The sequence below is a fragment of the Sorangium aterium genome (genome assembly GCF_028368935.1).
Classification (GTDB): domain Bacteria; phylum Myxococcota_A; class Polyangia; order Polyangiales; family Polyangiaceae; genus Sorangium; species Sorangium atrum.
Genome location: NZ_JAQNDK010000005.1, coordinates 559383 through 581373, shown reverse-complemented (window position 1 = coordinate 581373; position 21991 = coordinate 559383). Strand labels below are relative to the sequence as shown.

The 21991-nt window shown below is 70.3% G+C and carries 17 protein-coding genes; 10 read left to right on the top strand and 7 right to left on the bottom strand.

Going from position 1 to position 21991, the window contains the following annotated elements:
* Positions 1–11 precede the first annotated feature (11 nt).
* The 10 genes from POL72_RS40525 to POL72_RS40485 all read left to right on the top strand — a co-directional run bounded on the left by POL72_RS40525 (position 12) and on the right by POL72_RS40485 (position 14203).
* Positions 12–1406 (top strand): DUF362 domain-containing protein, encoded by a 1395-nt coding sequence (locus POL72_RS40525; RefSeq protein WP_272102209.1) that lies wholly within the window; start codon positions 12–14, stop codon positions 1404–1406.
* Between the two features lie 260 nt (positions 1407–1666).
* Positions 1667–2935 carry a glycoside hydrolase family 62 protein gene (locus POL72_RS40520; RefSeq protein WP_272102208.1) on the top strand — a complete coding sequence of 423 codons (1269 nt, stop codon included), beginning with the start codon at positions 1667–1669 and terminating at the stop codon, positions 2933–2935.
* 92 nt (positions 2936–3027) lie between these two features.
* Positions 3028–3789 carry an SDR family NAD(P)-dependent oxidoreductase gene (locus POL72_RS40515; protein ID WP_272102207.1) on the top strand — a complete coding sequence of 254 codons (762 nt, stop codon included), beginning with the start codon at positions 3028–3030 and terminating at the stop codon, positions 3787–3789.
* Positions 3790–3806: 17 nt separating this feature from the next.
* Entirely contained in the window at positions 3807–5135 is a 1329-nt protein-coding gene (locus POL72_RS40510) for an enolase C-terminal domain-like protein (RefSeq protein WP_272102206.1), read from the top strand.
* Complete coding sequence (locus POL72_RS40505) at positions 5132–5941, top strand: fumarylacetoacetate hydrolase family protein (RefSeq protein ID WP_272102205.1); 810 nt, start codon at positions 5132–5134, stop codon at positions 5939–5941. The genes POL72_RS40510 and POL72_RS40505 overlap by 4 nt, the downstream gene beginning before the upstream one ends.
* A 374-nt stretch (positions 5942–6315) precedes the next feature.
* A complete protein-coding gene (locus POL72_RS52010; protein ID WP_373372294.1) occupies positions 6316–6588 on the top strand; it encodes an LUD domain-containing protein in 273 nt (90 codons plus the stop codon).
* A gap of 310 nt (positions 6589–6898) precedes the next feature.
* Positions 6899–8149, top strand: coding sequence for a glycoside hydrolase family 62 protein (locus POL72_RS40500; protein WP_272102204.1), 1251 nt, complete (start codon positions 6899–6901; stop codon positions 8147–8149).
* Between the two features lie 212 nt (positions 8150–8361).
* On the top strand, positions 8362–12231 hold the full coding sequence (locus tag POL72_RS40495; RefSeq protein ID WP_272102203.1) for a serine/threonine-protein kinase: 3870 nt from the start codon (positions 8362–8364) through the stop codon (positions 12229–12231).
* A gap of 142 nt (positions 12232–12373) precedes the next feature.
* Entirely contained in the window at positions 12374–13219 is an 846-nt protein-coding gene (locus POL72_RS40490; RefSeq protein ID WP_272102202.1) for a hypothetical protein, read from the top strand.
* A gap of 159 nt (positions 13220–13378) precedes the next feature.
* Complete coding sequence (locus tag POL72_RS40485) at positions 13379–14203, top strand: SIMPL domain-containing protein (RefSeq protein WP_272102201.1); 825 nt, start codon at positions 13379–13381, stop codon at positions 14201–14203.
* A 52-nt stretch (positions 14204–14255) separates the two neighbouring features.
* Here POL72_RS40485 and POL72_RS40480 read toward each other — a convergent pair whose 3' ends face one another.
* The 7 genes from POL72_RS40480 to POL72_RS40450 form a co-directional block, all read right to left on the bottom strand.
* Positions 14256–15266 carry a CE1 family esterase gene (locus POL72_RS40480; RefSeq protein ID WP_272102200.1) on the bottom strand — a complete coding sequence of 337 codons (1011 nt, stop codon included), beginning with the start codon at positions 15264–15266 and terminating at the stop codon, positions 14256–14258.
* Between the two features lie 391 nt (positions 15267–15657).
* Positions 15658–16458 (bottom strand): hypothetical protein, encoded by an 801-nt coding sequence (locus POL72_RS40475; RefSeq protein ID WP_272102199.1) that lies wholly within the window; start codon positions 16456–16458, stop codon positions 15658–15660.
* Positions 16459–16828: 370 nt separating this feature from the next.
* The gene (locus POL72_RS40470; protein WP_272102198.1) at positions 16829–18217 is read right to left on the bottom strand and encodes a sigma-54-dependent transcriptional regulator; all 1389 of its coding nucleotides are present in this window, start codon (positions 18215–18217) and stop codon (positions 16829–16831) included.
* Between the two features lie 240 nt (positions 18218–18457).
* A complete protein-coding gene (locus POL72_RS40465; RefSeq protein ID WP_272102197.1) occupies positions 18458–19360 on the bottom strand; it encodes a DNA-3-methyladenine glycosylase family protein in 903 nt (300 codons plus the stop codon).
* Between the two features lie 55 nt (positions 19361–19415).
* The gene (locus tag POL72_RS40460) at positions 19416–20015 is read right to left on the bottom strand and encodes a DUF488 domain-containing protein (protein WP_272102196.1); all 600 of its coding nucleotides are present in this window, start codon (positions 20013–20015) and stop codon (positions 19416–19418) included.
* Positions 20016–20200: 185 nt separating this feature from the next.
* Positions 20201–20539 carry a carboxymuconolactone decarboxylase family protein gene (locus POL72_RS40455; protein ID WP_272102195.1) on the bottom strand — a complete coding sequence of 113 codons (339 nt, stop codon included), beginning with the start codon at positions 20537–20539 and terminating at the stop codon, positions 20201–20203.
* A 235-nt stretch (positions 20540–20774) separates the two neighbouring features.
* Entirely contained in the window at positions 20775–21983 is a 1209-nt protein-coding gene (locus POL72_RS40450) for a cytochrome P450 (protein WP_272102194.1), read from the bottom strand.
* Between the last annotated feature and the right edge of the window lie 8 nt (positions 21984–21991).

The following is a 21991-nucleotide window of genomic DNA, read 5'->3' as shown; positions in this document are numbered from 1 at the left end:
CGAGCCGCCGCGTGGTGACGGTCTCTCGGCCGGGCGTGAGCTACGGGGGCAGCGCGCCCTACGGCCCGCCGGGCGCCGTCTACGAGGCCGTCGAGGCGCTCTTCCGCCGGCTCGGCCTCGATGCGGCCCGCGCGGGCACGCCCGCGTGGAACCCGCTCGGCGACCTGATCGCGCCGGGGGACCGCGTCGTCGTCAAGCCGAACCTCGTCTCCTCGAAGAACCTCCACCAGAAGATCACGGGCGAGCGGCTCGCCGCCTCCAGCACCCACGGCTCGCTGCTCCGGCCCGTGCTCGACTACGCGCTCCGCGCCGCCGGCCCGCGCGGGAGGGTGCGCGTCGTCGACTCCCCTGTCGAGGGCTGCGAGATCGAGAAGGTCGCCGGCCCGCTCGGCATCTTCGACGTCATCGATCACCTGAAGGCCCAGGGGCATGACGTCGATTTCATCGACCTGCGGTATTTCCGGATCGCGCCTGTGTTCGCGCTCGACGACGTGCGCCGCTTCGGCCGCTCGTGGAACCTCGGCCTGCTCCTCCGCCGCCGCCTGCCCGGCGATCCGCGGGGCTACCGGGTCGTCGATCTGGGCTCGAACAGCTTCTTCGCCGGCGCGGGCGCCCCGCGCGGCGCTGCGCTCCGCTTCCACCGCAGCCATTACGCGACGCCGGTGCCGCACCACACGGGGCAGCGGCACGAATACAGCATTCCCCAGACGCTGCTCGACGCGGATGTCGTCATCAACCTCCCCAAGCTGAAGACGCACAAGAAGACGGGTATCACGCTGTCGTTGAAGAGCGTGATCGGCTTGACGAACGAGAAGTACTGGCTCCCGCACTTCACCGAGGGCGATCCATCGGTCGGCGGCGACGAGTTCGATCGGCCTCAAGGTCTCGGAGAGGCGGTGGAGAACAAGCTCAGCCGGCTCCCGCTCCCCGGCGATCACTCGCTCGTCGCGCGCGCGCCGCGGCTCGGGGCGCCGCCGAAGGTCATCGACGGCAGCTGGGAGGGGAACGACACGCTCTGGCGGACCATCCTGGATCTCAACCGCATCCTCTTCTTCGCGGACCGCGGCGGCGCGCTGCGCGGGGAGCCGCAGCGGCGGTACCTGACGATCGTGGACGGCATCGTCGCGGGCGAGGGCGAAGGGCCGCTCGGGGCGACGCCCGTGCGCGCAGGGCTCCTGATCGGCGGGTTCGATCCGGGCCTCGTCGACGCGATCGCCTCGCAGGTGATGGGCTTCGATCCGGCGCGGATACCGCTCGTGCGGGCGTCGCTGGGCGGGGTGTTGCTCCCTGGCAGTCGCCTCGACGAGGTCGAGCACGTCGTCGACGGGCCCGCGCCGACCCACCGGTTCAAGCCGCCCCGCAGCTGGCCGTCGCTGCTCCCCGGCATGGCCGGCGCGGCGGCGTGACGGGAAGAATCCAGTCTGCGTCCCTGTGACACCGCCGCCGGCCGCCGCTGCGCCCCCATCGGGATCGAGGATGGACCGCGCGCCGGTTTTTGATTGACGACGACAATGTGAACGTTCACAATTTGGTCTCCGGGTATCCTTCTGCTTTGCCCTGGGTAGGCCGTCATGCGCCCCGGCTTCTCGTCCTCATGCGCGTTCACCCTGGCGGTCGGGCTCTGAGGAGCTCGATGGCCCGATTGGGCATCCCTCTGGAGACTAGCATGATCACTCACCTCGATTTGCCCTGCCACGCTCTGGCTCCGTGCCGTTCCCTCCTTCGTCTCTCTGCTCTCGGCTGTGTGCTCGCGGCGCTCGCCGGCTGCAGCGGCGGCACGACCGACGACCAGCCCTCCCCTGATGGGACGGGTGGCTCGGAGAATCCGGTGACGGGCGCCAGCAGTACGACGGGCGCCAGCAGTACGACGGGCACCGGCGGGAGCACTGCTACGTCGAGCTCCGTCGGGAGCGGGGGAAGCGGTACGACGGGTACCGGCGGGAGCACGTCGGCCTCGGGGAGCGGCGGCGATCCAGGGGACGGTGGTGGAGGCGCAGGCGGCTCCCCGCCGACCTGCGACTTGCCCACCACGTTCAAGTGGAAGTCGGGGCCTCCGGTGATCAGCCCCAAGCCGCCTGCCGGCCGCAGCTGGGCATCCGTCAAGGACCCGACGATCGTGTTCTTCGAGAACAAGTACCACGTGTTTGCCACCGTGTTCGACACCACGTCGGGCAACGGCGGATGGCAGTCCATGTACTCGAATTTCACGGACATCCCTCAGGCGAACGCCGCTGAGCAGCACTACATGGCGAGCTGGCCCACCGGCAGCACTGTCGCGCCCCAGGTCTTCTATTTCCAGCCGCACAAAAAGTGGTACCTCATCTACCAGTGGAACGGCCGGTACTCGACCAACGATGACATCAACAACATGAACGGCTGGAGTCGGCCCCAAGGGCTGCTCCGAGGCGAGCCGAACGGCGCGCTGGACTTCTGGAACATCTGCGACGACAAAAACTGCTACCTCTTCTTCTCGCGGGACGACGGAAAGCTCTACCGCTCCAAGGTCAGCATCGACAAGTTCCCGAATTACGACGGTTACGAGACCGTCATGTCGGCCCCCAGCGCGAGTCTCCTGTTCGAAGCCAGCAACGTCTACAAGGTGGATGGGTCGAACAAGTACCTGCTCATGGTGGAGGCGTACGACAACAGCCCTCGCTTCTTCAGGTCGTGGACGTCCGAGAGCCTCGACGGCCCCTGGGCTCCCCTGGCGGACACCAAGCAGAACCCTTTCGCCGGCCCTGCCAACGTGACCTACGAAGGCCAGGACTGGAGCGACGACATCAGCCACGGCGAGCTGATCCGCTCCGGGCACGACGAGAAGATGACCATCGACCCGTGCGACCTGCGGTTCCTCTACCAGGGCAGAGATCCGAAAGTCGGGGGTGATTACGGCAAATTGCCCTACAGGCTCGGGATGTTGACGCTCCAGAAGTAGCTCCGCTCCCCTCCAGTTGTGGTTTTACCACCCCGGTAAGCCTGGCGGCCGCTCGGGCCGCCAGGCGGACGCAACCTGGATTCCACCCTCCCATGACCCCCTTTCGTCTCGACGCAAAGACTGCGCTCGTGACCGGCGCCGGGTCGGGCATCGGCCGCGCGATCGCCGAGCTGTTCGCGGCGCAAGGGGCTCTCGTCTGGGTGGTCGATCACGACGAGACAGGGGCGGAGACGGCCGTGCGCGCGATCCGCGAGCGCGGCGGGCGTGCGGAGGCGGCCCGGGCCGACGTCGCCGCCGAGTCGGAAATGGCCGCGCTCGGAGAGCGGACCGGACCGGTCGACGTGCTGGTGAACAACGCGGGGACCGGGCACGTCGGGAATTTGCTCGGCACGGCCGCGGCCGATCTCGATCGCCTGTACGCGGTCAACGTGCGCGGAGTATTCAACGGCACCAAGACGTGGGCACCGGCGATGCTCGAGCGCGGCCGCGGCAGCGTGATCACCATGGCGTCGGTGGCCGGGCTCGTGGCGGTGCGCGAGCGGCTCGCCTACACGACGACCAAGTTCGCCGTCGTCGGGCTCACCAAGGCGCTCGCGCTCGACCACTCCGGGACCGGCGTGCGTTTCAACTGCATCTGCCCCGGCCGCGTCGAGACGCCGTTCGTGATGCAGCGCATCGCGGCGTATCCCGATCCCGAGCGCGCGTACCGGGAGATGGCTGCCACGCAGCTGACCGGCCGCATGGTGCGGCCCGACGAGGTCGCCGCTGCCGCGCTCTACCTGGCGAGCGACGCCTCGGAGATGGTGACCGGCAGCTGCCTGTCGATCGACGGCGGCTGGACCGCAGGCAAATGACGGAGGCGTGACGGACCATGGTTTGGACGGGTATCATCACGGATGTCCGCGTGTCGGACGTGCGCTTCCCGACGTCGCTTACGCTCGACGGCTCGGACGCGACCAACCGCGATCCGGATTATTCCGCCGCGTACGTCGTGATCGAGACCGATCGTCGCGACGGTGTCACGGGCCACGGCCTGGCGTTCACCATCGGCCGGGGCACCGAGGTGGTGGTCGCGGGCATTCACGCGCTTCGCCACCTCGTCGTGGGCAAACCGATCGCCGCGTTCACGAGCTCACCGGGTGAATTCTGGAAGCTGCTCACGGGCGACAGCCAGATCCGCTGGCTCGGTCCGGACAAAGGCGTGATGCACCTGGCGACCGCCGCGGTCGTCAACGCGCTCTGGGATCTGTGGGCCAAGCTCGAGCAGAAGCCGCTGTGGAAGCTGCTCTCGGAGCTGAGCCCCGAACAGATCGTCGAGCTCGTCGATTGGCGCTATCTGAGCGACGCGCTCACGCCCGAAGAGGCACGCCGCTCTCTGGATCGGCTCGTCCCGACCCGCGACGCACGCGCGGCCGCGATGCTGGACGAAGGGTATCCCGCCTACACGACCTCCGTGGGCTGGCTCGGCTATCCGGACGAGAAGATCCGGCGCGCGTGCCGCGAAGGTATCGAGCAGGGGTTTTCGCGCTTCAAGCTCAAGGTCGGCCTGGATCTCGGGGACGACCTGCGGCGTACGGCGCTCGTGCGCGACATGATCGGGCCGGAGCACACGCTGATGATCGACGCCAACCAGCGCTGGGGCGTCGAGCAAGCCATCGAGTGGGTGCGGCGGCTCGCCCCGACCCGGCCGTGGTGGATCGAGGAGCCGACGAGCCCGGACGACGTGCTCGGGCATGCCGCGATCGCTCGAGCGCTCGAGCCGCTCGGCATCGGCGTCGCGAGCGGCGAACACTGCGCGAACAGCGTGATGTTCAAGCAGTTCATGCAGGCGGGCGCGATCTCGTTCTGCCAGATCGATTTTTGCCGGCTCGCCGGAGTGAACGAGGTCGTGGCGGTGCTGTTGCTCGCCGCGCACTTCGGCGTGCCGGTCTGTCCGCACGCGGGCGGCGTCGGCTTGTGCGAGTACGTCCCGCACGCGTCGCTGTTCGACTACATCGCCGTGAGCGCGTCGCTCGAACGCCGGTGCATCGAGTTCGTCGATCACCTGCACGAGCACTTCGTCGACCCCTGTGTGGTGCGCGGCGGGCGCTACCTCGCCCCCACGGCGCCAGGCACATCGATCACCATGAAGGCCGACTCGCTCGCGGCGCACACGTTCCCCGGCGGGCAGGTCTGGCAGGACCTCTCGGAGCGCTCATGAAAATCATCCGCTACCTGGACACGAACGGACGCGCCCGCTACGCGAGCGAGCAGGGCGATGGTACGGCCCTGCGCATCGAAGGCGACCTCTTCGAGCACTACACGGTCACACAAGAACGTGCGGAGGTCGCGCGCAGGCTCGCCCCGATCGCTCCCACGCAGATCCTCGGCATCGGCCTGAACTACCGCCGGCACGCCGAAGAGACCAAGGCCAAGCTCCCCGAGCACCCGATCGTCTTCATGAAGGGACTGAACGCCGTCCAGGATCCTGGCGCGCCGATCGTGATTCCGCGTCAGCTGGCGAGCGAGGAGGTCGATTACGAGTGCGAGCTCGCCGTGGTCATCGGCAAAGCGTGCAAGAACGTGAGCCGCGCGCGCGCGCTCGAGCACGTGCTCGGTTACACGTGCGCGAACGACGTGTCGGCTCGCGACTGGCAGCTCCGGCGCGGCGGCGGGCAGTGGTGTCGCGGCAAGACGTTCGACACGTTCGCCCCGCTCGGCCCCCGCCTCGTCACCGCGGACGAGGTCGGAGATCCAGGAGCGCTCCGCATCGCCACCCTCCTGAACGGCGAGCGCGTGCAAGACTGGACGACCGGCGACATGATCTTCGGCGTGCCCGAGCTCATCGAGTTCTTGAGCGGCAGCACGACGCTGCTGCCGGGCACCGTGATCCTCACGGGGACGCCGCATGGTGTCGGCATGGCCCGAACACCGCCGCGCTGGCTGCGCCCGGGAGATCGGGTCGAGATCGAGATCGAGAAGATCGGCGTGCTCGAAAACCACGTCGTCTCCGAAGGGGAAGCGTGAATGACGGCGGCCACGCCGCGCTCGACGCCGGGCCGCCCGTCGCGTCCGCGGCCGGACGCCCCGAGAACGGTGCTGCTCATGGCGACGTGCCTGTGCGATGCGTTCTTCGACGACATCGCAGCCGCGACCGTGGAGGTGCTCGAGCACGCGGGCGTGACCGTGGAATGGCCGGACGAGCGTGCTGGCGAGCGACTGTCGCGAGATCTTGCGCTGCGTCCGCTGCGGCGCGCGCCTGAACGTCTGCCCCGTCTACCGGCAGGCGAGCGGGCACGCTTACCGCGCGTGTATCCGGGACCCGTCGGAGCCGTCCTGTCGCCGCTGCTCGCGGGCAGCGAGTTCCCGAGCTACGCCGACTTGCCGCGCGCCTCGAGCCTGTGCGGTGCCTGTCACGAGGTCTGCCCGGTCGACATCCCCATCGAGGAGCTGCTCGTGCGCCTCCGCGATCGAGCGAAGGCGGCGTTCGGCCCGGGCGCGGGTGCTCCTCCGATGGGGGGTTTCCGCTCGGCGCCGCAATCTCCGCGCTCGGCGGCGACCCCTACGTGGTCTGGTGCACGGGGCCATCCAAGACGGCCGACGTGGAGGGCATCCTGATTCAGGGCGTGCACGGACCGGGCGAGCCAATCGCCCTGATCGTCGATGCCTGGTAGAGCGACGCCGGGAGCGCGTTCTGAGGAATTTCCGGCGATCGGCATCGTGGCCGGCGAGTCCCGCGCGCCGGTTTTCAATTGACGCCGTAGATGTGAGCGCTCACAATTTGGCTCGGAGATCCCTCCGCTTTGCCCTGGGTAGGCCGCCATGCGGCACCGGGCCCTTCGTCCTCGTCCTCGTGCGCGTCAACCTTGACAGTCGGGCTCTGAGGAGCTCGCTGCCCGATCGGGCATCCCTCTGGAGACCAGCATGATCACTCCCTTCGATTTGCCTCGCCAATCTTTGACTCCGTCCCGTTCCCTCCTTCGTTTGTCTGCCCTCGGCTGTGTGCTCGCCGCGCTCGCCGGTTGCGCCAGCGACACGGGGGACGAGCAGCCCACCGGTGGTGGTACGGGTGGCTCGGAGAACCCGACGACGAGCGCCAGCAGCACGACAGGCGCGGGCGCGAGCACGAGCACAAGCGGCACGGGTGGATCAGGCCCCGGCACGAGCACGAGCACGAGCACGAGCAGCGGAAGCGACCCGGGCACGGGCGGCGACCCGACGGGTGGGACCGGGGGGAGCGGCGGCGCTCCGGGGGACGGCGGCGGCGGCGCGGGCGCGGGCGGCTCGCCGCCCGTGACCTGCGACCTGCCCACCACGTTCAAGTGGAAGTCGGGGCCTCCGGTGATCAGCCCCAAGCCGCCTGCCGGCCGCACCTGGGCATCCGTCAAGGACCCGACGATCGTGTTCCACGACGGCAAGTACCACGTATTTGCCACCGTGTACGACACCACGGGCAACGGGGGGTGGAGCTCCATGTATTCGAACTTCACCGACTTCGCTCAGGCGAACTCCGCGCAGCAGCAGCACATGGCGAACTGGCCCACCGGCGGCACGGTCGCGCCCCAGGTCTTCTTCTTCCGGCCGCACAACAAGTGGTACCTCATCTTCCAGTGGAACGGCCGGTACTCGACCAACGACGACATCAACAACCCCAACGGCTGGAGCCGGCCCCAGGCGCTGCTCAAGGGCGAGCCAGGCCAGATGGGGAACACCCTTGGCGCGCTGGACTTCTGGAACATCTGCGACGACAAGAACTGCCATCTGTTCTTCTCGCGGGACGACGGGAAGCTCTACCGCTCCAAGGTCAGCATCGACAAGTTCCCGGCCTTCGATGGGTACGAGACCGTCATGACGGCTCCCAGCCAGGGGCTCCTGTTCGAGGCCAGCAACGTCTACAAGGTGGATGGCACGAACAAGTACCTGCTCATGGTGGAGGCGTTCGACAACAGCCCTCGCTTCTTCAGGTCGTGGACCTCCGAGAGCCTCGACGGCCCCTGGGCTCCCCTGGCGGACACCAAGCAGAAGCCCTTCGCCGGCCCTGCCAACGTGACGTTCGAAGGCGGGGACTGGAGCGACGACATCAGCCATGGTGAGATGATCCGCTCCGGGAGCGACGAGCGAATGACCATCAACGCGTGCAACATGCAGTTCCTCTACCAGGGCAGGGATCCGAACGCCGGAGGGGCTTACGAAAGATTGCCGTACAAGCTGGGTCTGATCACGCTCGAGAAGTGACGCCGCGCCCCTCCTCGAGCTCTCGGTAAGGGACGTCCAGGCAGAAGCGCCGATCTCTCGATCGGCGCCTCCCCGGCGAGCCCGGGCCGGCATCGGCCCGGGTCGGAATCGGGGCAAACCATCGATGCGTCCGGGGCGCCGCGCGCGCAGGATCCGCAGCCTGAATCCAGGGGATCGCTGGACGAACGGCATTCTCCGTCTATCCTTGAGCGGTGCGCACGGGGGAGCTCTTGGGGGGGCGCTTCCGGGTCGAAGCGCTCGCGGAGACCGGGGGGATGGGCGCGGTCTACCGCGCCTTTGACGTCACCACCGGAAGGCGGGTCGCCGCCAAGGTGCTGCACGATCCGTCGCCGCACCACCTCGCGCGCTTCGCGCGGGAGGCGGAGCTCCTTGCCCGTCTCACACACCCCGGGATCGTCCGGTACGTCGCCTACAGCGCCGCGCGCGAGAGCACGCCCTTTCTGGTCATGGAGTGGCTGGAGGGAGAGGACCTCTCCCGGCTCCTCTCGCGTCGGCGGCTCACGGTCGCCGAGGCCGTGGAGCTCGGGGCGCGCGTCTCCGCGGCCCTGGGCGCCGCCCACGCGCTCGGGATCGTCCACCGCGATCTCAAGCCGGCGAACATCTTCCTCGTCGGCGGCCGGATCGAGGAGCCCAAGCTCCTCGATTTCGGGGTCGCCCGTTTCCCGGACATGGCGCCGATCACCGGCGCCGGGGTGCTGGTCGGCACGCCCGACTACATGGCCCCGGAGCAGGCGCGCAGCGGCGATGAGGTCGGCGCCCCAGCGGACATCTTCTCGCTCGGCTGCGTGCTCTTCCAGTGCGTCACCGGCGCGCCGCCGTTCCAGGCAGATCACCTCGTCGCCCTCCTCGCCAGGATCATCTTCGACGAACCGCCGCGCTTGTCGGACCGCTGCCCCGGCGCGCCCCCGTGGCTCGACGCGCTGCTCTCGCAGATGCTCGAGAAGGATCCGGCGCGGCGCCCGCGCGACGGGGCCGCGGCCCACGCCGCGCTCGCGGCGCAGGAGGTCCAGGCCGGGTCGCTCCCGGCGCCGGCGAGCTCCGCCCTCACGAGCAGCGAGCGCCGCTTCCACGGCGTCGCGGTGATCGGCCGCGCGCCAGCGTCCGCGCTGGACGCCACCCTCTCGGTCTGCGACGTGGACGCGGACGCCGGCGCGCTCCGGGAGGTCGCCGCCCGCTTCGAGGGGCGCCTGGAGCTGCTCGCCGACGGTACGGCGGTGCTCATCGTCGGCCGCCCGCACGTGCCCACCGACGTCGCCGCGCAGCTCGCGCGCTGCGCGCTGGCGCTGCGGGAGCGCGTCCCCGAGCGCCCGATCGCGATCACGGTCGGCTGGGGCGAGCTCGGGCGCGGCCTGCCGGTCGGCGACGCCATCCAGCGCGCGGCGGGGCTGCTCCGGAGCGCGGGCGGCGCGGGCGCGCCGCAGATCCTCCTCGACAAGACGACCGCCGGGCTGCTCGAGACCCGCTTCGAGGCCGCGATCACCACGTCCGGCGCCGTCGAGCTTCGCGGCGAGCGCAACGCCGCCGAGCCGTTGCGCCCGCTCCTCGGCAGGCCCACGCCCTGCGTCGGCCGCGATCACGAGCTCCGCCTGCTGGAGCAGACGTTCGCCGCCTGCGCCGGCGAGCCCGCCGCCCGGGCGGTGCTCGTCATCGGCGCCGCGGGCATGGGCAAGTCCCGCCTGCTCCAGGAGCACCTCGCGGCGCTCCGGCGCGCCGGCGCGCCCGCGGAGATCTGGGCGGGGCTCGGGGATCCGCTGCGCGCGGGCTCCATCGGCGGCCTGCTCGCGGAGGTGATCCGGGGCGCGGCGGGGATCAAGGGCGGCGAGCCCATCGAGGAGCGGCGCGCGCTCCTCCGGGCCCGCGTCGCCCGCCGCGTGCCCGAGGCGGAGCGGCGCCGGATCGAGGAGTTCCTCGGCGAGCTCGCCGGGGTCCGCTTCCCCGACGCGGACAGCCTCCCGCTCCGCGCCGCCCGGCAGGATCCCGAGCTGCTCGGCGAGCAGATGCAGCGCGCGCTGCGCGATTTTCTGCGCGCCGAGTGCGCGGCCCAGCCGGTGGTGCTCGCGCTGGAGGACGTGCACTGGGCCGATCGCGCCTCGGTCGCGGCCATCGACACGGCGCTGCGCGAGCTCTCGGATCAGCCGCTCGTCGTGCTCGCCACGGCGCGCCCCGAGATCAAGCAGGCCTACCCCGATCTCTGGGCCGAGCGCGGGCGGCAGGAGCTCTGCCTCAGGCAGCTCTCGCCGAGGGCGTGCGCGCAGCTCACGCGGGAGGCGCTGGGCGACGCGGCCGACGGGGCGCTCGTCGATCGCCTGGTCACGCAGTCCGAGGGGCAGCCCTTCTTCCTCGAGGAGCTGATCCGCGCGACGGCGGAGGGCCGGGGCGACGCGCTGCCCGACACCGTCGTGGCGATGGTGCAGGTCCGGCTGGAGGCGCTCCCGCCCCCCGCGCGCCGGATCCTGCGCGCCGCCAGCGTGCTCGGCGAGGTGTTCTGGCGAGGCGCCGTCGCGCACCTGCTCGGCGGCGACGCCGCTTCGCTCGCGGATCACCTCGCGGCGCTCGTCACCGGGGAGCTCTGCGTCCGCCGCCGCGAGGGCCGCTTCCCGGGCGAGGAGGAGTATGCCTTCCGCCAGGCGCTCCTGCGCGAGGGCGCTTATGCGCAGCTCACCGAGGAGGATCGAGCGCTCGGCCACCGCCTCGCCGCCGAGTGGCTCGAGGCCGCGGGCGAGGCCGATCCGCTGGTGCTCGCGGCGCACTGCGAGCGCGGCGGCCTGACCGCCCGGGCGGCGTCGCTGCTCGTCCGAGGCGCCGAGCTCGCGGCCGCGCGCCGGGCGTACCTCGACGCCGAGGGCTGCTACGGGCGCGCCGAGGCGCTGCTCGGCGCGCTGCTCCCTGCGGCGCGCCACGCGCGGGGCCTCGCTCGCTTCCGGCTCGGGCGCCACACGGAGGCCCTCGCCGATCTCGCCGCGGCGCGCGACGACGCGGCCGCGGTGTCGGAGCCGGGGGCGGAGATCGAGCTCCTCCTCGATGAGGCCATGATCCTCGACTGGATGGGCGAGTACCGGGAGGCAAGCTGGCGGGTCGAGGCCGCCGAGCGCCTCGCCGACTGGGTGGCCTCACCCCTGCTCGGCGCGCGCCTGCTCCTCGGCGTGGGCCGCTCGCTCCACCGCGCCGACCGCGAGGACGACGCCGCCGCGGTGCTGTCGCGCGCCGCGGCGCAAGCTGCGCGGCTCGGGGACGAGGGCCACGAGACGCACATCATCGCCCGGCTGATGCTCGGCTTCATCCTGGCCAGCCTCGGCCGGGTCGACGAGGCGGCGCGGGGCCTCGACGCGGTGATCCTCAGCTGCGAGGAGCGCAGCGATCTCATGCACCTCGGCGCAGCGCTGAACAACCGCGGGCTCGTGCGCGCCCTCCAGGGCGACCGCGCCGGGATGATCGCCGATTGCGAGCGCACCATCGCGCTCGGGCACGACCTCGGCCAGCCAGCGCTCGAGCTCATCGGCCACTTCAACCTCGCCGAGTACCTGTATCTGATGGATGATCTCGAGGCTGCGGCGCCGCATGCGCATGCCGTCCAGGCGATAGCGCCGCGCTGCGGCGAGCGCCACGCGCCGGTCGCCGTGGCGCTGCTGACCGCGCGCCTGCGGCTCTACCAGGGCGACGAGGCGGGCGCTCGCGGGATCGCCCTGCGGCTCCGAGCGGCGCAGGAGGAAGCCGGCGGCGAGGCGCTGAAGCCTTCGGAAGACGTGCTCTGCTCGATGATCGAGCTCGCGACCCGCGACGACGACCACGCCGCGTGGGCCGCGCTCGAGGAGCGCTCCGCGCGCTGCTCTGTAGGGCAGGAGCGGATCGAGGTGCTCGAGGCGCGGGCCCTCGCCGCCTTCCGCCGCGGCCGGCACGTCGATGCCCGGTCTCGGCTCGAACGCGCCCTCGCTGCCGCCTCCACCATTCCGACCGTCATGGGCAATCGCCTCCGTCGCTGGCACGCGGAGCTGACGGAGCTGACAGAGCTGACAGAGCTGACAGAACCGGACGCCCCGGACACCCACCCTCGCCGCCGCTGAATCACCTTGCACGGGCGCGACAATGCGGGAAAGGTAGAATATTGAGCCCATAGCAAACCTATGGGCAATGGTTGGTGAGCCCGCGCTCGGGCGCCGCGCGCAGGGAGCCGCCGGGTCATACGCCAGAAATGGGGGGGAACCCATGTCTCTCAGGCAGACATTCATCGTGCTTGGCTGGGCTGGGGTGCTGTCGGGCTGCGCCGCCGAGGTGGTGGACATCGGTGCGTGGGATGAGCCAGTGGGGGAATCCCAGGGGGCCCTCCTGAGCGGCAACGCGCTCAGCGCCAACGCCCTGAACCTCAACGCCTTGAACCTCAACGCCTTGAACCTCAACGCCTTGAACCTCAACGGTCTCAGCGCGCAAAACCTCGCCGCGCTCCGGGATCCCGGCCCGGGCGGCGCGCTGGCGCGCGAGTTCGTGCGTTATGCGACGAGCTGCGCCCTGACGAGCACGGAGTCCTTCGCCTTCTCGTGGACGGACTCCAAAGGCAAAATCCACAACGAGCGCTACCCCGGGCTGCTCGGCACCGCACCGACCTGGGCGAGCGGGCCGCTCGACGAGCTCGGGCAGCGCATGGTCTCCAGCTGCGTGGCGGCGCGCGTGAACTACTATCAAGTACCGGTGCTCCTCTCCGCACGCTCGCTGCGGGATCCGCTGAAGACGCTCTCCTCCAGCCAGGAGCTCGTCGATTATCCGGACGTCGAGGGGGCCTTCTGGGGCAACCTGTTCGCGGCGCAGCCCTACATCAACGCCTGCTACAACAGCGCGACGGTCGACAACTCGCGCGCCTACCAGCGCGACTGCGCCGCAGGCCACCTGATCTCCGGGAGCCAGATCGTGGAGTGCGGGGTGATCCGCATCGTCGGAGCGTGCAGCCGGGTCTGCCAGACTCTCAACGGGGCCGGCCAGTACTACCCGTCCTGTATCGACCGCCCCGGCCAGAGCACCGCGACCACCAAGGAGGTGGTCACCACCGCCTTGCCCTGACCGGCGCGGGCGCCTCTCGGGCAGACGCCGTACTTTACAGACGCGAAGGCCCCTTGAGTCCGCCCCTCGCGGTCGAGCCTCCTCGGCCCTAGATTCGGCACGCTGACAGCAAACTCGGCTGCCGGGCGCAGCCGATCCGCTCGAAGGAGGAGAATCGCGATGCGTCCTATTATGCCGACCCTCACGCAAAGCCTCACCGCAGGGCTCGCGCTCGGGCTCATGACATGCGTTTCATCGACCGCGCTCGCCGGGCGCCCCGCCGCCAAGCGCCCCGCAGCGGATAGCCTCGCAGCCGAGGAACCCGAGGCCACGACGGAGAACGCCGAGAAACGGATCATCACGATCGGCGGCAACGGCGAGGTCACGAGGCCTGCGGACTCGTTGCGCACGAGCATCGGCGTCGAGGCCCGCGAAAAGACGCTCGAGGCCGCGCGCGACAAGGCCGCGACCAGGTCGCAGGCCGTGCTCGCCGCCCTGCGCGGCCTCGCCATCCCAGGGCTGGAGATCCGCACGGTCGATATCTCGCTCTCGCCGATCCACGAGTCGAGCCTGGCGCCCGTGGAAGTAACCGAGCCCAGGATCATCGGTTATTCGGCTTCCAACCAGCTCTCCGTCGCGCTGCGGGGCGCGTCGCCGGCCGAGCTGCAGGCCGCAGGCTCGAAGATCCTCCAGGCCGCGCTGACCTCGGGCGCCAACGACGTCGGCGGGCTCGATTTCTTCCTGAGCGACCCCACCGAGGCGCGCCGGGCGGCCCTCGCGGCTGCCGTGCAGGACGCGCAGGCGAACGCCAAGGCGGTGGCCAAGGCGGCGAACATCAGGATCGTCGAGCTGCGGTCGATCTCGGTCGGTCAACCGGAGCGTTTCGCCTATGCGCAGCAGATGAAGGCTGAAATGGGAGGCGCGGGCGCCTTCGCCGTCGAGCCCGGCAAGCTCCGTGTCACCGCCACGGTGATGGTCCGCGTCGCGTTTGCCCCGAACCCGTGAGCTCAGGGCGACGGCCCGCAGGCGGCGCTCGCGATCGCGGCTTGGGGCGTCCTTACGGCATGCCCGTGAAGAAGTCGTACATCGCCTTGATGGCAAAACACGGCACGCCGTGGCTCGTGTTGCTGTACGAGGGGTCGTCGTGTGAGCACCAGATCGTCGGCTCCGAACAGCCGCTGTAGGACACGCAGCCGGGGTTCACCGTCTTGCCGCTGCTCTGGCAGCCCATCACCTCGGAATACGGCGTCGAGCTCATCTCGCACATGTTGGCGGAGCGGAACCTCGCGACCGTGCTCGCCCCGTCTCCCCCGCGGACGGTGTCGTTCTTGCCCTGGATGTACATCACGGGCATGGACACCTGCAGCGCGCCGTAATCGGAGGCCGCGACGGGCGCGACCGCCCTGAAGTTCATGTGCTCGGCATCGGACTTGTGCGCCAAGATCTGCACGATCATCTGTGCGCCGGAGCTGTGGCCGGTGGCGAACACGCGGTCCATGTCGATGCAGTAGTTGTCCATCAGGTCGTCGTAGATTCGCAGGACCTTGGCGATGTCGCTGTTGTAGTTCCAGCATCCACCTCCGTCCGACGACCTCCCCACGGCGCGCACGTACTCCGTCTCGAAAGCCGACCCCCGCGTGAGGTTGATGAACTGGTCGATCGGGTTGCCGCAGGCGTGGAACCCCACCAGGAGGGGGAGAGGGGTGTTGCCATCGTAGCTGTCCGGGAACGTGTAGATGTGATCGTTGTCGACCTTCACCGTTCCGCTCGCGGGCCGCCCCGACTTGCCGCAGCCTGGGCTCGGGTTGCCCGCCGGCGGTTCCGTGCCGCCGGTCCCCGTGCCGCCGGCCCCGGCCTGCGGTCCGCCCCCGGTCGACCCACCTGTCGTGCCGCCGCTGGTCGTGCCACCGCTGGAGGCGCTGGCGTCATCGCTCGTTCCCCCTGTCGAGGTGGTCTCCCCGGCGCTCGCAGACGTGTGGGCTCCGCCTTCGCCGCCCGTGGCCTGACCGGCTCCGCCACCTCCCGTACCGGGTGAGCCTGTCTCGGACGAGCAAGCGAGGAACAGCAAGGCGACTGCGGGGAAAGCGGAATAAGCACCTGGTCTCGGCATCGTCTAGACCCTCTCTTGAACGCCCGATTCGTCTTTCCGCGCTCGCCCCGTGCCGATCCCGCGATGATCTCGGGCGATGATACGCCTCACCTGGAGGCACCAGCCAGTCCGTCAGGGCGGCCGCGCAGAAGGACGAAAGGCCCGGTGCGCATGGCGCGCCTCTCCGTGGCAAAGCGGAAGAAGGATCGACGAGTCGACTGTGAGCGTTCACATGGTCGGCGTCAATCAAAATGGACCGGCGCGACGCCGTCCTTGATGCCGGCCGGTGCGCGGCGACGGCAACCGCGCGTCCGTCGACTCCCACGGCAACGATCCGTGGGAGTTCGACGCGCAGGGGCCCTTCGTCGGGTCAGTTGGCGATGAACGCGCAGCACCCGGCGACACAGATGTAGCCGTCGGCGCACCCATCGCTGCAAGGATCCGAGCACGTCGGAGCCGACCCGCCTTCGCCGCCGCCGGGGTCGGAACCGCCGCTATCGGAGCCGCCGCCGGGATCGGAGCCGCCGGGGTCGGAGCCGCCGCCGCCATCGCTCTCGCCCGTGCTCCCGTCGTCGGGGCAATCGTGCCCGTCGTCGCTGCCGCCCGGATCGCCTGAGCTGCTGTCCCCGGGGTCGTCGGAGCCGCTGCCGGGGCCGCCGTCGCAATGGCCGGGGCCGATGCCGCCCTCGTTGAAGTCCGCAAGCGCATCGGACAGCGCGACGGCACGCTCGGCCGCGCCGCCTTTCTTGATGCCGTACGGGAGCCGGCCATCGGCGTCCTTGTTGTCGGCCATCCACGCCTCGGCGTCCGCGAGCGCCCCGCCCAGGGCCGCGTCGCTGGCGCCGCTGCCCACGTTCAGCAGCGCGGCGATCAGCTGGTGGCCCAGGATGAGGCTGGTGTCGCCCCGCGGCGGCGTCTGGAAGAGCTCGATCAGCTCCGCCTGCGAGTACACCTCTCCTCCGATGGTGAGCGTCGATGTCGGCCAGCTCTCCTCGTGGTTCTTCCAGTAGCCCTGGGTGAGCGTACAGCCGTCGCCGTCGGACGCGGGCGGCGTCTCGACCACGTTGCCTCTCCCCTCGCCGAAGCGATCCGCGTCGCCGTTCCCACAGGCGACGAGAGCGGAGCCCACCAGCGACAGACACCCCACGAGCACCATCCTGCCAAGCATCATGATCCCTCCTGAAGTTGCGCGTCGTGCGATGGGCGCTCCTCGCGAGGAGCGAGCGACATCGCGCGAGCCAGGCGGCGGGCATCGCGCCGGATCGGGGTGCACAGGCGACCCCGAGCCGGCGGGACCAGGTTCTCGATCCACCCGCCCCAGCTGCAGCTCATGAGGAGCCGCGCTCTCGGTTCCTTCAGTGCCGGCCTGCGCTCGGCGCGGCTCATGTTTTTGGGGGTGCGTTCCGGTCACGTGTCGTTCTTGATCGATTGAATTTTTCCTTCATCAACACATGAGTGGCCGACATCACTTCAGCTCGTGAGATCCCGTATCATTCTCGTTCGATCAAATTCTTCCTTCACCAGCGCACGAGTGACCGAGGTCACTTCAGCCCATGACGATCCATCTTGTTGAGCAGCCCCTGCCGCGACAGCCCGAGCCGCGCCGCTGCCTGGCTCCTGTTGCCCTGGGTCGCCCGGAGCGCGGCGGCGATCTCGCGCCGCTCCAGCGCCGCGATCTTCTCTTCCAGCGTCGCCCCGTCAGCCGGCTCGTCGTCGCCTGCCAGAGCCGCGGGACCGCTGCCTCGCCGGGCCGGCGAGAGGTCCTCCTCGAGGATCTCTCCCCTGCCCCCGGCCATCACGAGCGCGCGCTGCATCTCGTGCCGGAGCTCTCGCAGGTTGCCGGGCCAGTCGCAGGCCTCGAGCCGGCGCATGGCGCCGGGCGAGATCGCGGTCGCCGGCGAGCGCGGCACGAGGGCCCGCGACAGGTTCAGGAAGTGCTGCGCGAGGAGCGGTAGATCGCCCACGCGATCCGCGAGCCGCGGCAAGGCGATCTCGATGCCGCGCACGCGCCAGTAGAGGTCGTCGCGAAAGGTCCTGTCCGCCACCATCGACTCGAGCGCCCTGTGGGTGGCGGACACGACACGGACGTCCACGGTCAGCGGGCGCGCCGCGCCCACCGGCAGGATCTCGCCCGTCTCGAGCACGCGCAGGAGCTTCACTTGCAGCGCCGGCTCCATGTCGCCGATCTCGTCGAGGAACAGGGTCCCTCCGTCCGCCTCGACGAACAGGCCGGGAGCGTCCTTGATCGCGCTCGTGAAGGCGCCTTTCCTGTGGCCGAACAGCGTCGATTCCAGGAGGGTCGGTGCGAGCGCGCCGCAATTGACGGCGATGAAGGCCTTGTCCTTCCGGCGGCTCCTTGCGTGCAGGTAGCGGGCGAACACCTCCTTGCCCGTCCCCGACGCGCCGGTGATGAGCACCGGCACGTCGGTCGGCGCCGCGCGCTCGCACAGCGTCCTCGCCTCGAGGAAGGCCGGCGACTGGCCGAGCATCGCGGAGGCGTCGCCCTCGCGGGCGGCGAGCGAGCGCTCGAGCTCCGCCACCCGATCTTCGAGCGCGAGGCGCGCGGCGGCGCGAGCGACCACGGAGAGCAGCACGTCCGGGTCGACGGGCTTGGCCAGGAAGTCGTACGCGCCGCGCTCGACGAGGCGCAGCGCGAGCGGGGTCTCGCCCGCGCCCGAGACGACGATCACCTTGGCCGCGGGCCGCTCGGCGAGGAGCCTGTCCGCGAGCGCCGCGCCCTCCTCGGCGCGGCCCGACGGCGGGAGCATCAGGTCGAGCACGACGAGGCGCGCGCTCGTGCGGCGGAGCTCCGAGAGCGCCTTCGGGGCGGCCCCGGCCTCGGCGACGGCGTAGCCCTCCAGCGCGAGGAGCTCGCGGTAGGCGTCGCGGAACCCCGGATCGTCGTCGATGAGCAGGACGGTCTCGGTCACGGGTGACCGTACCGCGTCGCCAGGGCGCGGATCCAGGGTTGCGCGGGACGCGGCGGCGGGCGGGGCCGGCGTCAGGCGGATCGAGGCGAGCTGTAAGCTTCATCCACCGTCTCGCTCACCGATCCATTCGCGGGCGAGAGCGAGTATCCGGCGGTTCTCCGGGATGTTCTCGAAGACGCTCTTTCCCTACCTCGCTCTTCTGCGCCTGGCCTGCGGGTCATCACCTGGCGCGCGGCCGGTCTACTGCGACGTCGGGCGGGCCATCCGGCTGGCCAGGCGGGATGGCCCGGACCGGTGCGCAGCCAGCGAGCTCAGCAACAGATGGAAGTACAACATCCCGCGATAGGGACCGAGTGCCTCGACGAGCTCGCCCCCGTGCTCGCCGGCGATGGCGCCGAGGCCGCGAGCGGCCGCCACGTCTCCGCCCGGAAAGACATCGAGCCGGCGAAAGCCACGGAGCAGGATGACCGACGCGGTCCAGGGCCCGATGCCCGGAAGCTCGCGCAGGCGCCGCTCGATTTCACCATTGGCCAGTGCTTCGAGCTCCTCCTCCCGCAGCTCGCCCGCCGCGATCATCCGCGCGCATGTCCGCAGCGCGTCCGCCTTCGCTCCGCTCAGGCCGAGGGTGCGCAGATCGTGCGGGGTCGAGCTCGCCACGACCTCGGGCGGAGGGAACGGGAACAGCCGCTGCCCCGCGAGGTCGACGGGGCTCGCGAACCGAAGCACGAGGCGTCGCACCGCCGCCATCGCCGCTGCCAGGCTGAGCTGCTGGAAGACCACCGAGTTCACGATCGCCTCCCAGAGCGAGGCAAAGCGTGGAGGCTTGACCCCGCGGAACCGCGCCGCGAGCGCGGCGACGGCGGGCAACCGCTCCGCTCGCGCGTAGAATGGCACCAGATCGATGTCGGTCCCGAGCAGCCGGGTAACCAGGCCGCGCCACCTCCTCGGATCGTGGACGTCCCCGAAGAGCTCGACGCGGAGCCGCGTCCCGCCTGCCTCCTCGGTCACCGCCCAGGCCACCGGGCCGCGCGCGGTGTCGAACGCCCGCAGGTAGCGGCGATCCGCGGACCACGTGTCGACCGGGTTCTCGGGGCGCCTCTGAAGCGCGGCAACGGTGAGCGCGAGGCGGAAGGGCGTCCTCACTTGAACGGTGATCCTCGTCGTTCGGGCCGCGGTTCGGTGCGACATCGTGCCGAGCTCAATGCGAGCGCACGCGTGGGCCGGTGCGCCGCGCGGGCGACGTACGCGCCTTCGTCGCGCCCAGGGCCCGCCCCCTCGACGAGGTAGGGTGTTGCGCCGCGAGGGCTCGATCTCGCGCCCGGGGGGTGGCCTCTGCCGGGACGTGGGCGGCCGGTGCACGGATGCGAGCCCTGCGCAACCGCTGCTCGATCCTTTCGCGGAGGACGACAGCCTGGTTGTGGAGCTCGTCCTTTGCTCCGTACACGAGCGTGAGCGTCCCGCGCTTCGCCTGCGCGACGAGCTCGTCCACGAGCCCCGAGGCCGGCTGGCGGCGGAGCTCCTCGCGATAGCGCGCCGCGAACTCCTCCCATCGGGCAGCGTCGTGACCGAACGAGCGGCGGAGCTCGTCGCTCGGCCCGACCTCCTTCATCCAGGCGTCGATCGCGAGCGTGTCCTTGCGCACGCCTCGCGGCCACAGCCTGTCCACGAGCACACGGTACCCGTCGGCCGCTTCGGGCTGCTCGTAAGCCCTCTTGAGGAGCACCGCGTCCGCCGTCTCGGCACCGACGCGCGCAGTCCGCGCCCTCCCCGTCGCCGTTCGTCGCCTCACGTTGGCCACGCCCCCTTCTTCCCTTCTCGTTGCAAACCCTACGAGGCGAGGCGCGCTTTGACCACGACGAGCGTACGATCCTCCAAGCCCTCGCGCTGCACGACGGTCTCCCGGCCAATCTGCCGGTGATTCGTGGACTCCGCCTTCCCGGTGCTCATGGCCCTCCTCCTTCGAACATGGGCCTGGACGCCGGCCTATCGGGTCGGCGGCTCCCCCATCGCGGCGATCGCGATGACCGAGTGCGCGAACGCGCCGCCCGCGCGCATCTCGGCTGCGACCCAGATGGCCTCCATGATCTCCTGCTCACTCGCTCCGTGTCGAAGCGCGCCCTGGGTGTGGCCACGGATGCAATACGGGCACTGCGTGACGTGCGCCACGGCGACGGCGATGAGCTGCTTCACCTTCGCCGGCAGGGCGCCCTCGGCGAACACGCGCTTGCTGAACTCGCGGAAGGCCTCGTCCGGCTCGGGCGCCAGATCGTGCCGTTTCTGCGAGGTCTCCTTCGATTGCAGCGGGTACACCTGGTCTCCCATGGCCTTCTCCTCATCTTCTCCTCATCGCTGGCCCGGGGGCTTTTTCGATGCGGCGGCCGCGCCGCACAAGCAAGGAAGCCTCTCCATTCGGCGTCCGGCGCAACGGGTGCCGGCTACGGCATTCGGCCGACCGCCGGCCCTGGCATTCCCCGACGCACCGATCGCGGAGACGTGCTCGTTCGCCGTCGCTCGCGCCCATTCCCAGCACGGGACGCCTATTTCTCGCCGCCGCGCGCTACCTGGCGGGGCGCGCGCACCGGACCGGCATCGCTTTCACGCCGCTCACCCAGTTCGAGCGGAGCCGCACCGCCGGCCCGGCGAGCTCGAGATCGGGGAGCCTGCGCAGGAGCTCCTCGAAGGCGACCCGCGCTTCCAGGCGCGCGAGCACGAGGCCCAGGCACACGTGGGGGCCGATGCCGAAGGAGAGGTGCTCGTTGGGCGTCCGGCCGACATCGAATTTGTGCGGATCGCTGAAGACCGCCTCATCGCGGTTGGCCGAGACGTACCACAGCACCACCTTGTCCCCGGCCGCGATCCGCTGCCCGCCTATCTCGGTGTCCCGCACCGCGGAGCGACGGAAGTAATAGACCGGCGGCGTGAAGCGCAGCATCTCCTCGATGGCGGTCGGGAGGAGCGAGGGATCGTCGAGCAGGCGCCGGCGCTGGTCGGGGTGCTCGAGGAGCGCGAGCATCCCGTTGGAGATGAGGTTCTTCGTGGTGTCGTGGCCGGCGGTGAGCAGCAAGTTGAAGAAGCCGCCGAACTCCGTGTAGGAGAGCTTCTCGCCGTCCACCTCGGCGGCCATGAGCAGGCTCAACATGTCGTCCTTGGGCTCTTTCCGTCGCTGCTCGGCGAGCTGGTGCGCATAGGCGTTCATGTTGTGGAGCACGGCGTTCAGCTCCTCGGGCGTGACGCCATAGGCGGGATCGCTGGCCCCGAAGAACCGCGTCGTCCAGTCGAGCATCTGCTCCTGATCCTCGCGGGGGACGCCGAGCATCTCGAGGATCACGGCGAGCGGCAGCTTGCCCGCGATGTCGCTGGTGAAGTCGCACCCGCCGCGCTCGCAGGCGTCGTCGATGAGCCTCGTCACGAGCTCCCGCACGTGGCTTTCGAGGCGCTGGATGACACGGGGCGTGAACCCCTTGCTGACCAGCGCCCGGAACCGGCCGTGCCTGGGCGGATCCATCATGATCATGACATCGGGGTTGTCGCGCATGTCCCCCGGCGGGAGATCCTCGATGAAGAGGCCGCGCCCCGAGCAGAACGCGGCCGGATCGCGCGAGATGCGGGCGACGTCGGCGTGCCGCGTGATCGCCCAGAAGCCCCTGCCCGCCGGCTCGGGGTGCCAGTAGACGGGCGCCTCCCGGCGGAGGATCTCGAAGCGATCGTGCGGCGCACCAGCGAGGTAGAGGTCCGGATCGAGGATATCGATGGTTTCAGGGGTCATCTGGGCAG